9 protein-coding genes are annotated in these 11,438 nt (G+C 54.9%); 1 reads left to right on the plus strand and 8 read right to left on the minus strand.

Annotated features, from left to right (window positions below; genetic code table 11):
• Positions 1–29: 29 nt before the first annotated feature.
• From MKZ15_RS14870 to MKZ15_RS14880, 3 genes are all read right to left on the minus strand, one after another.
• Complete coding sequence (locus MKZ15_RS14870) at positions 30–1,931, minus strand: bifunctional homocysteine S-methyltransferase/methylenetetrahydrofolate reductase (protein ID WP_339816696.1); 1,902 nt, start codon at positions 1,929–1,931, stop codon at positions 30–32.
• A 195-nt stretch (positions 1,932–2,126) separates the two neighbouring features.
• Positions 2,127–2,963, minus strand: a complete 837-nt coding sequence (gene dapF, locus MKZ15_RS14875; protein WP_213622556.1) for a diaminopimelate epimerase — start codon at positions 2,961–2,963, stop codon at positions 2,127–2,129.
• A gap of 70 nt (positions 2,964–3,033) precedes the next feature.
• On the minus strand, positions 3,034–5,838 hold the full coding sequence (locus MKZ15_RS14880; RefSeq protein ID WP_193418630.1) for a calcium-translocating P-type ATPase, SERCA-type: 2,805 nt from the start codon (positions 5,836–5,838) through the stop codon (positions 3,034–3,036).
• Positions 5,839–6,035: 197 nt separating this feature from the next.
• Between MKZ15_RS14880 and MKZ15_RS14885 the strand changes: the two genes are divergently transcribed.
• Positions 6,036–7,805, plus strand: coding sequence for an NFACT RNA binding domain-containing protein (locus MKZ15_RS14885; protein ID WP_339816698.1), 1,770 nt, complete (start codon positions 6,036–6,038; stop codon positions 7,803–7,805).
• Between the two features lie 162 nt (positions 7,806–7,967).
• On the opposite strand, the gene MKZ15_RS14890 is transcribed toward MKZ15_RS14885, so the two are convergent.
• The 5 genes from MKZ15_RS14890 to MKZ15_RS14910 form a co-directional block, all read right to left on the minus strand.
• On the minus strand, positions 7,968–8,849 hold the full coding sequence (locus MKZ15_RS14890) for a PHP domain-containing protein (RefSeq protein ID WP_339816699.1): 882 nt from the start codon (positions 8,847–8,849) through the stop codon (positions 7,968–7,970).
• Between the two features lie 13 nt (positions 8,850–8,862).
• Positions 8,863–9,786, minus strand: coding sequence for a selenium metabolism-associated LysR family transcriptional regulator (locus MKZ15_RS14895; RefSeq protein WP_155605542.1), 924 nt, complete (start codon positions 9,784–9,786; stop codon positions 8,863–8,865).
• A 128-nt stretch (positions 9,787–9,914) separates the two neighbouring features.
• On the minus strand, positions 9,915–10,352 hold the full coding sequence (locus tag MKZ15_RS14900; RefSeq protein ID WP_155605543.1) for a hypothetical protein: 438 nt from the start codon (positions 10,350–10,352) through the stop codon (positions 9,915–9,917).
• A gap of 265 nt (positions 10,353–10,617) precedes the next feature.
• Entirely contained in the window at positions 10,618–10,881 is a 264-nt protein-coding gene (locus MKZ15_RS14905; RefSeq protein WP_155605544.1) for a YlbG family protein, read from the minus strand.
• A gap of 91 nt (positions 10,882–10,972) precedes the next feature.
• Entirely contained in the window at positions 10,973–11,410 is a 438-nt protein-coding gene (locus tag MKZ15_RS14910) for a YlbF family regulator (protein WP_155605545.1), read from the minus strand.
• Positions 11,411–11,438: the final 28 nt, after the last annotated feature.

Raw genomic sequence — 11,438 nt, forward strand, 5'->3', positions numbered from 1 at the left:
CATCACATCCGTTACCCTATTGTAATTGATTATGTGAACCGAGACAAGTGGGCCGAGCTCGGTTTGGACTTCTCGCGAACATAATTCATCAAGGCGACATTCATTTCGTAGAACATAAACGGGGTCATGAGATAAATTCCGTTAAAATGCTCCATCGCCGTATCGAGCAATTCTTTGGCGATTTCGACCCCCATCGCCCGCCCCTCTTCGCCTTGAAGTCCTTCCATCCGTTTACGGACGTCATCCGACAGCTGGATTCCCGGGACTTCGTTGTGCAGATATTCGGCGTTCTTTCCGCTAGCCAGCGGCATAATGCCGATGAATATCGGCACGTCCAGGTGCGCCGTCGCCTGCTTGATCGCCACGATCAGCTCGCGATCGTAGACCGGCTGGGTCATGATGTAATCGGCACCGGAGGCGATTTTCTTCTCCAGCCGTTCCACCGCTTTGTGCAGATGCTTCACATTAGGGTTAAACGCTGCGCCAACGACGAATTTGGCTTTTTGCTTCAAAGGTTTCCCTGAGAAGGAGATCCCGTCGTTCAACTGCTTGATCATCCGAATGATCTCGAACGACGTCAAGTCATACACCGAGCTGGCTCCCGGCAAATCGCCGAAACGGGCAGGATCGCCTGTCACGGCCAGGACGTGGTCGATCCCAAGCGCATCGAAGCCCATCATGTGCGACTGCGTACCGATGAGATTGCGGTCGCGGCAAGCGATATGCACCAGCGGTCTCAAGCCAAGCTGAGACTGGACCAGATGCCCCAGCGCCATGTTGCTCATCCGCGTTACGGCAAGCGAGTTATCCGCTAGCGTGAGCGCGTCGACGCCTGCTTCTTTCAAAGCCGCTGCACCTTCCATGAATTTGCCGATGTCCAGGTCACGCGGAGGGTCCAGCTCCACAATGACGGTATGACGCTGCTTCACGAGCTCGGTCAAGCTCGAAAGATCACGATCCTCGCCATCGATGCCGGCAGTTGCAGTAGTCGGCCGCTCTTTCAGCGTTACGGCAACGGACGAACGCGGCTCGGGCAGCTTCGTCTCGTTCGCCAGCGGCGCAACGGCATATCCCTCAAGCGCGGTCGCCATGGCGGCAATATGCTCCGGCGTCGTCCCGCAGCAGCCGCCGATCAATCTCGCGCCCAAATCCGCGAAGGAGCGGGCACATTCCCCGAAATATTCCGGCGTCGCTCCATATACATACTCTCCATCGATGTAGTCTGCCAAACCTGCATTCGGGAAGACGGACATCGGTACTTCGAGAGGACCGCCCACCCCGGCCATTACAGCCATAATGCCTTTTGGCCCGGAGTGGCAATTAAAGCCAAGCACGTCGGCCCCTTCCTGCACCAGCGCCCCGAAGGCCTCCGGAATCGTAAATCCATCCAGCGTACGTCCAATTTGATCGACGGCGAACTGGCAAATGACCGGAATGTCCGTCAGCTTGCGGGCTCTCCCCAAGGCAATCCGCATTTCTTCCAGGTCGTAAAACGTCTCGAACAGCAGCGCATCCACCCCTTCAGTCAGCAAGGCGGCAATATGCTGCTCGAAGTAACTCCCGAGCTCTTGGGCATTGACGTTCGCCCGCTTGCCCCCGCGGATGGAACCGACCGCACCCGCAACGTATGCGCGGTCTCCCGCCGCCTGTTTGGCGATCCGTACCGCGGCCCGATTGATGTCTTCTACCTTGGCCTCCAGCCCGAATTTAGACAATTTATAGTAATTCGCCGAAAACGTATTGGTTTCCAACAGCCGAGCACCGGCATCGAGATAGCGGCGATGAATGTCGCCAATCACGTCCGGGCGCAGCAAATTAAATTCTTCATATGAAATGCCGACCGGAAAACCCAGCTGATACAAGTAAGTACCCATGGCTCCGTCGCCAACGAGAATTTCGCGTTTCCATGTCGTACGCAAATCCGGTTTCATGCTTCTGCCCCCTGACTGCCGTGATGTCTGATTCGCCTCATGATCAACCCGGCGCAAACTATTATCATATTAATTTAGCATAAATCGCTCAGAATGATAAGGTATCCTTCCACATCTCCTGCAAGGTTCGTCACAAAAAAGCCGGACCCCCGCTAAGGAGAGCCCGGCTTACTTGCAACAAGAATTAACGGAACGTTACATTTCGATGCTACCTTTATATACCTCTTCCGCCGGACCCGTCATGTATACGTGATTGTCGCGTTCACTCCATTCGATGAACAGGTCGCCGCCCTTAAGTCCGATCCAGGCGGCTCGATCCGTTAATCCGTTCAACACCGAGGAAACCAACGTGGCGCATGCGCCTGTGCCGCAAGCCAGCGTTGGGCCCGCACCGCGCTCCCAAACGCGCATCTCGACCCGCTGACGGTTCGTCACGGTGGCGAATTCGACGTTGATCTTACGCGGGAAGAACGGGTGCACCTCCAGCTTCGGGCCCCATGTTGCCAAATCAAAGTTTGGCGCATCGTTGACGTAAATGACGCAGTGCGGATTGCCCATAGAAACCGCCGTAAAAGTAAATTCCCGGCCGCTCGTCTCGATCGGCTGACTTAGCACCGGTTGTTGATCCAACGTCGTCGGCACGGCCAGACCGTCCAAGATCGGCTGACCCATATCTACCCGGACCGTCTTAACGGCTCCGTCTTCAACCTGCAAGGTCACCTGCTGAACGCCTGCACCTAACGTTTCGATCGTTACGTCCGTCTTATCCACTAAACGATGGTCGTATAGGTATTTGGACACGCAGCGGATCGCGTTCCCGCATTGCTCGGCTTCCGTGCCGTCCGAATTGATGATGCGCATTCGAAAATCCGCTTTCTCCGACGGGAGTATGAACACCAATCCGTCCCCGCCAACCCCAAAATATCGGTCACACCATTGAATTGCCAGCTCAGATACGTTGTCCGGCAGTTGTTGTTCACCGTAAAATACTAAGAAATCATTGCCTAGTCCGTGCATTTTCGTAAATTCCATGCTAACCCACTCCTGCATCGTTAAATGATAGGGTTAGTCTATCTTTTGCCCGGGGCAAAAGGTATTGATTTTATGCACGAATATTTGTACTTTTCGCGGTGACGAACGGGCGAGGCCCGCTGCTACGCCGGTTTCGTTTGCTGGACCAAACGCTGCCCGCACCCATCAGGAAGGTCGGAATGCCTGCGGCTACCAATGTGATCGCCCACTCCCGCATGCCAAGCGGTACCGTTTTGAAGATCGGTTGCAGCGGTTCGATGTACATGACTCCTAGCAACAGCGCGATCGACGACAGAACGGCGGCTACCAGATATTTATTTTGCAAAATGTTGCGGTGGAAAATCGAACGCGAGCTGCGGCAATCGAACACATGGATCAGCTGTGCCATGACCAGGGTGGCGAAAGCGACCGATTGCGCTTTGATCAACTGCGCCGGATCGCTTGGCGCGACCCGAAGTGTCAGCCAGAAGGCACCTAGCGTGCAAAGGCCGATGAGCACCCCTCGGCTGATGATCTTCCAGCCCAAACGCCGTGCAAAGATATTCTCGTTTGCGCCGCGCGGTTTGTGCTCCATCAGATCCTTCTCTGGCTGGTCGACACCCAACGCCATCGCTGGCAAACCGTCGGTCACGAGGTTGACCCACAAAATCTGGATCGGCAAGAGCGGCAGCGGCAAGCCGGCCAGCATGGCGAAGAACATCGTTAAAATCTCACCGACATTGGAAGCCAGCAAATAACGAATGAATTTACGGATGTTCTCGTAAATACTGCGGCCTTCTTCAATCGCAGCCACGATGGATGTGAAGTTATCGTCGCTTAGGATCAGCGAGGACGCTTCCTTCGACACGTCCGTGCCCGTTATGCCCATGGCGATGCCGATATCGGCCGCCTTGATCGCCGGCGCGTCGTTCACGCCGTCGCCCGTCATCGCCACGACATGCCCATTCCGCTGCAGCGCCTTAACGATCCGCAGCTTATGCTCCGGGGATACCCGGGAGTACACGTAAATGTTCTCGACTTGCTTCTCCAGTTCTTCGTCACTAAGCATCTCCAGCTGTTGGCCCGACATCGAGGTACCACCTCGCGGCAAAATGCCGAGATCCGCTGCGATCGCCTCCGCCGTTAATCCGTGGTCGCCAGTGATCATCACCGTCTTGATGCCGGCCCGGCGGCAGACCGTGATGGCATCCCGTGCTTCGCGGCGCGGCGGATCGATCATCCCGGTCAGGCCGACGAAGATCAGCTGCGATTCCACATGATCCTCGTGATCCGACCCTTCCGCTGGTTTTAAGTCGCGGTAAGCCATCCCAAGCACGCGCAGTGCGCTGCGAGCCATTTGTTCATTGGCCGCTTGCACTTTCTGCCGGAACGTGCCTGTGAAGGGGACGACTTTGCCTTCCCACAAAATATAGGAACATCGCTCCAGCAGCATGTCCGGCGCGCCTTTGACCAGCGCCATTTTGCCACCTTGATGGGAGACGATCACGGACATCCGCTTGCGCTTAGAATCGAAAGGAAACTCCTGATCGCGGGCATACATCCCGCTTAAGGTTACGGGCGATAAGCCCATTTTGGAAGCTAGCGTGACCAATGCTCCCTCAGTGGGGTCGCCCTTTAGCTTCCAGAGCGGGCCGACTTGGGCAGCCTCTTCCTTCGTCTTGCGGCGGCCACGCTTCTCCGGGTCGTCCTCATAGATGACCGCGTTGCTGCACAAGGCGCTGATTTGCAGCAGCCGGCGCAGGCTTTGGTCCTTGCGCAAATCGACGGGCATGCCTTGATCCAGAATGTTCCCTACAGGCTCGTACCCTTCGCCCGTCACTTCCAGCGACCGTCCTTCCAACCACACCCGGGTAACGGTCATTTTGTTCTGGGTCAGCGTGCCGGTCTTATCCGAACAGATGACCGAGGCGCAGCCCAGGGTCTCCACCGACGGCAGCTTGCGGACGATCGCCTTGCGCTTGATCATACGCTGCACGCCCAACGCCAATGCGATCGTCACGATGGCCGGCAAACCTTCCGGAATAGCCGCAACGGCCAGACTGACCCCGGCAAAGAACATGCTGTTTGCCGGCTGTCCTTGCAGAATCCCCAGCAGCACCACAACAACGGTCAAGCCAAGCGCCATGTAAATCAGAATTTTGCCAAGCTGTTCCAGACGCCGCTGCAGCGGGGTTTCTTGGACCTCGGTATTTTGGATCAAATCAGCGATTTTCCCCATCTCGGTGTCCATACCCGTGCGAATGACGACTCCTCGACCCGTACCGCGCGTGATCATCGTGCCCATGAAGCCGATATTCTTCTGGTCACCCAGCGGAACATCGCTTTCGCTAAGCACTCCCGCATGTTTACCCACCGGATGGGATTCGCCGGTCAATGCGGATTCTTCCACGTCCAGGCTATTTGTGGCTAACCAACGGATATCCGCAGGAATCCGGTCCCCGCTTTCCAGCAGAACGATATCTCCCGGAACAAGCTCTCTAGCCGGTATGTTCTTGACAACACCATGGCGTAGTACGTTAGCATGGGGCGCGGACAGCTCTTTCAGCGCCCGTAGGGAACGTTCCGCGCGGAATTCCTGGATGAATCCAAGCACCCCGTTCAGAATAACGATGGCGATGATCGTGATGGCATCCAGATATTCGCCGAGAAAACCAGAAATCAGCGTGGCGCCCATCAGCACCAGCATCATAAAATCCTTAAACTGGTTCAGAAACAGCAGGATCGGGGAGATACGTTCTCCCTCCTGCAGTTCGTTCCAGCCGGACTCCTCGCGTCTCTTCAGCGCTTCTTCATCGGTCAGGCCCTGTTCACGCGTGACGCCGAAGCGTTCCAGAAGCGCTTCACTGCTCCACTGGTGCCAGAATTTTTGTTCCATCCTCCTTATTCCCCTTCCGTTTATTATGCAGTATCGGCGTGAAGGCTTTTCCACCTAGGGTAAATGTATTCCGGCCAGTCCCAAATTATCACAGAGGAGCCCTTAAGTTTTTGCCCGAAGTATGGCATCATAGAGGAAGGCTCCATCGCTGAACAACCTCTTTCATTTATAAGAAAAGAATAGGAGAATCTCATAAAATGGCACTCGACGGTATCGTAACTCGAGCGATCGTACACGAACTGCAAGTTTGCATCGGCGGTCGCATCAATAAAATACATCAGCCTGCAGGGAGCGATCTCGTCTTTCACCTGCGCACGCAGGCTGGCAACAAACGACTCTTGCTGTCGGCAAACCCGACGTATCCGCGGGTTCATTTCACGGAAGCGTCATTTCCCAATCCGCTAGAGGCGCCGATGTTTTGCATGCTGCTGCGCAAGTACTGCGAAGGTGGCAGCATTGAAGCCGTGACCCAGGTCGGCATGGAACGGATCATCCATATCGACGTTCGTACGCGCGACGAGCTCGGCGACTTATCCATCAAACGAATCATCGTCGAATTGATGGGACGACACAGCAACATCATTCTGGTCGATCCGGCCACCGGGACCCAGTTGGACGGAATTCATCACGTAACGCCGGCGATTTCCGGCTACCGGGTCGTCATGCCCGGGTTCGCCTATACGGCGCCGCCGGAGCAGCATAAGCGCAATCCGCTTGAAGCGGATCGCGAGTCCTTTATGGCTGCTTGGCGAGCGGCAACGGCCGAAGGCAAAGGCACTGGCAGCGGATGGCTGGTCGACGCCTTTGGCGGACTAAGTCCGCTGATGGCCGGCGAAATCTACGCTCGTGCCGAAGTTGGCGTTGCCGCGATGGAGATCGGGCTGAACCCGGAGGAGGCGGAGCGGTTGTGGCAGGCTTTTTCCGAATTAATGGAGGAGGTTCGCGGCCAACAATACGCCCCCATGACCGGCGAGAACGCAAAGGGGAAGAGCATCTTCTCCGCTATTCGGCTCACAAGCGCCTGCGAGGAAATTCGCACCTACCCTTCGATCAGCGAATGCATGGAGGACTACTACGGGGATAAAGCACTGCGGGATACGGTCAAGCAAAAGACGAGCGACCTGCTACGTTTCCTGCAGAACGAGCGGAACAAAAATGTAAAGAAGCTGACCAACTTGGAGCAAGACTTGAACGAAGCGGAGGACGCCGAACGTTACCGCATCTGGGGTGAGTTGCTCCTTCCTTCGCTGCATGCGATCCATAAAGGCGACACCTCCGCTGAACTGGTCAACTATTACGATGAAGAGCAGAAGATGGAGACGATTCCGTTGGATCCGCTGCTGACGCCTTCGGAGAACGCCCAGCGTTATTTTAAGAAATACAACAAGTTCAAGAACAGCCTCGCCGTCATCGACGAGCAAATGGTACTAGCCAAGGGGGAAGTCGCCTATCTCGAAGGCTTGCTGCAGCAGTTGAATGACGCGACGTTAAGCGATATCGACGAGATCCGCGAGGAGCTGACCCAGCAAGGGTACTTACGGGATCGGGCCAAACGGGGGAAGAAGAAGAAAAAAGGCGATCGTCCGACGCTGCATGTCTATACCTCGTCGGAGGGCATCGAAATTTACGTTGGCAAAAACAACCTGCAAAACGAATACGTCACGAACCGGCTCGGCAAACCCAACGATACCTGGCTGCACACCAAAGACATTCCAGGTTCGCACGTGCTGATCCGCAGCGAGTCGTATGGTGACGCAACGCTGAATGAAGCCGCGCAGCTCGCCGCCTATTTCAGCCAGGCGAAGCAATCGAGCAGCGTCCCAGTCGACTGCACGTTGATTCGTCACGTCCGCAAACCAAGCGGTGCCAAACCCGGCTTCGTGATTTACGACCATCAGCGGACGTTATTCGTCACGCCGGAGGAGCAGATGATTAAGGCATTGCCGAATACGGTGAAAAACGGCTGATGATCGAGGCTCGCGTGGGAAGGACCGCCCGCCCATATGAAGGTCCAAATGCAAAAGTGCAGTTGAACTCATCCGAAACTGCTGCACTTTTGCATTTGCTCCATAAATAAACGGTGCTCCAAAGGGATTCAAGATTCATAACCCCTTCGGAACACCGTTTTTTCAGTTCCCTTCTGCCCATGCAGCTGCCGCCGTCTGCCTCAGCCGTTCAACCGTCCCTGGCGGAGCCGTGCGTCCGCCCAAATCCCCATGGAATACGACGCCCTGCCGCACGCCGTGGTAATCGGACCCGCCGGTGACGATGAGCCCATACTTCTCAGCCATCGCAGCATAACGGAGCTCCTCCTCCGGCCCGTGGTCGGAGTGGTACACCTCGATCCCGGCCGGCTTCCCGCGCTCTACGATCGACCGTACCAAATCATCATCGCTGTATAGACCTGGATGAGCCAGCACCGGCACACCGCCCGCCTCACGGATCCAGACAATTGCCTCCTCCGGGGCGATGCGCGGCAACGAGGCGTATCCCGGTTTGCCTTCGGCCAAATACCGATCAAAGGCATCCCGCATATCGGACACATACCCTTTGCGGACGAGGGTATCGGCGATATGGGGTCGACCGAGGCTTTCATCCGGACGCAGCGGTCGGGATAGCCCCGCCTTCACCTCCTCCAGTGTAATCGAAAGGCCTAATTGCTCGAGCTTAGCGATAATCAACCCATTCCGCTCTTCTCGCACCAAGCGCAGCCGGGCTAACCGCTCCTTAAACCGGTTATCCTCCGGATCCACAAAGTACCCCAGTACATGAATATCTTTTTCTCCGACCCGGGTACTGATTTCGATGCCGGGGACGACGTCCAATCCAAGCTCTTTCCCGGCCAGCAGTGCCTCCGCGATCCCGGCAACGGTATCATGGTCCGTGATGGCCAAGCCCGTTAGCCCTTTCTCTTTGGCTAACCTCACATTTTCCGCCGGTTGATTCATCCCGTCCGAAGCTTGAGTGTGCGTATGTAGGTCATAACGTTCCATTGCCGTCTGCTTTTCCATGTCCATCCCCTCCTTAAGGTGAGCTATGCCCTGAAGTCGTTTGCGGATATTCCCGCAAGAAGGTTAAAAATGTCACCGCGGTAACCGGTAGCAGCGTCGATTTCAAATGAATCGAATAAAACATTCGTTTAAAGGACAGCCCTTCAATATCCAGCACCTCCAGCAGTCCCAGCGCCTGCTCATGCTTCACGGAAGAAGGCGAAATGATCGTGATGCCGATTCCGGCCTCCACCGCTGATTTCACCGCCCCGGTGCTTCCGAGTTCCATAACGGTGTGAATTCGGCTGATATCGACCCCTCGCCTGCGCATTTCATCCTCCATCACCTGGCGGGTGCCGGAGCCTTTCTCTCTCAGCACGAATGGGTAATGAACCGCTTCCTCCATCGTGACGGATTTTCTCCCCGACAACGGGTGACCGGCAGGAACGATCAGCTTGAGTTCGTCTTCCATAACGGGCTCGGATACCATATCCGGATGCTGAACCGGGGCTTCGACCAATCCGAAATTAAGCTGGTGATTCATGATTTCATCGATGATTTGCGTCGTATTGATCACCTTCATGACGATCGAAATATGCGGATACCGTTGGCCGAATGGCCCTAGCAACCGGGGCAGGACGTATTCCCCGATCGTCAAGCTGGAACCGAGTTGTAACCGCCCTTCCAACATGGAGGTATGCCGCGACATCGCCTGTTCCGTTTCGCGGATCAATTCCACGCTTTGGCGAGCGAACGGAAGCAGCGTATGCCCGGCTTCGGTTAATTCGATCTTTTTCGTGGACCGGACCAGCAGCTTGGTGCCAAAGTAATCTTCGAGCGATTGGATTTGCATCGTGACCGCAGGCTGCGTCATATGCAGCGCCTGGGCGGCTGCAGAGAAGCTGCCCCGTTGCGCCACCGTATAGAAAATATGGAGCTGGTGGTAGTTCAACGCCATCGTCCGGCACTCCCCTTTCTCGTTCTTTCCCCTACAATAGCATGCCCGGACCAACAAAAAAAGCATGCCGTCACCCAGCATGCTTGATTCCATAGCCTCTTCATCATCTACTTTCCACCGTAACCATCCTATCGGCGCTTGCGGCTATTCTTCATCAACGTCATTCGCCGGGAATGGCGCAACCAGGAATAATAAGATTTCAAATCGCGCAGTTCGATGGTTTCCGACATCCGTCCCAGGAAGGTTACAATGATCATGCGGTGCATCGGGCGTCCGGAGAGATCAAATTCGCCCGGAATTTCCGCAAATTCAGCGACCATCACAAGATCGTCATCAATCAGGTAGACGTCCTCTTCCTTCCGATAGTACGGCGTAATCCGGCCCTGCTTCAGACATTCCCATGCCCATCCGGCAATCTGTTCAAACCCGATATTGTCCCGATCGATTCTGTCCTGATATCTGAGTTTGGCATGATTCGTCACTACGATATCGGCAACTCTCTTGTCCCCTAGCGCAATATGGAAGGATTCATAGGTTCTCCAGCGTTCCGTTGCCCGGTCTCTCATGCCGCACCTCGCATTAAATAGGTCTGTAAAAATAGAAGACGATTGAATTAGGTCTTTTTAACTAAGCACTTTCGCCTATTATATTACAACAAACCCTATTTTTCTACAAGGTCAAAGCTCTCTTTTCCCAAGAAAAAGGAGTATTTTAGAACTTTAGTCTCATCAACCTATGCAGGTCATCCGTCCTACGGCGATTTTCGGCAAAAAAATACCGCGCAACGAAGGTGTTCGCTGCACGGCACTGACGCCCCTTAATTGGGGAAGGTTACAATCCATAGAAGCGGGTTTTATCCGGGACGTCTTTGGTGTATTCCGTTTTAATTTCTCCGCGGTAAGACCGCTCAATCTTGCGAACATAAGAAAGCTTGCGGATATTCCGCATCGTTTCCTCCGCCCGATCGGTGTTTACATACATCACCACATAATGCATCCGGCGGGACAAATAATGCACGCTTCCGTATTTATCCAAGTTCCTTGCCGCTTTTAAGTCGCTGACCCAAATGATATAGCCTGTACGCTCCGGAAACATGACTTTCCCCCTCCCGTTCCTCAACTATTGAAAATTCCGGAAAGTCAGCGGCTCCGCCGCTTCTTCCGGAATTCTCGGCTGCCTATTTGCATTAGCCGCAGCCGCAACTTCCGCCGCTGCCGCAGCCGCCTTTTGGGTTCGGATCATTGCTTGGCACCTTGATCGTAGTTGAAACCGCATAAGCGATCATTTCCGACATTTGGTGAAGAATATCGTCCAGCTCGTTCTCGGCCGCTTTGAATTTGCGGACCGCCTCGAAGCGTTCCAATTCCCGCTCTACCTCAGCCACTTTATCCTTCGCTTCGTGATAGTTGGGGTGGAAGTGTCCGAAACGCTCGGTCTCCCGGAACAGCTCCTTCTGAGCCTCCAGTTTCTTGACCCATGCCTGAATTTCGCTATCCTCCTCCACGCGCTGCTTCCAATATAAGTATTCGGATACGGCGGCGGATTGATTTATCATATCGCCTAATTCATAGGCGTTTGTCAGCACTTCGGCCATGTCGACCGTGTTCTTCTCGATTACGCTCATGAATTTTCATCTCGCTTTGATGTGAAAT

Source organism: Paenibacillus sp. FSL R7-0216 (assembly GCF_037969915.1).
Classification (GTDB): domain Bacteria; phylum Bacillota; class Bacilli; order Paenibacillales; family Paenibacillaceae; genus Fontibacillus; species Fontibacillus rhizolycopersici.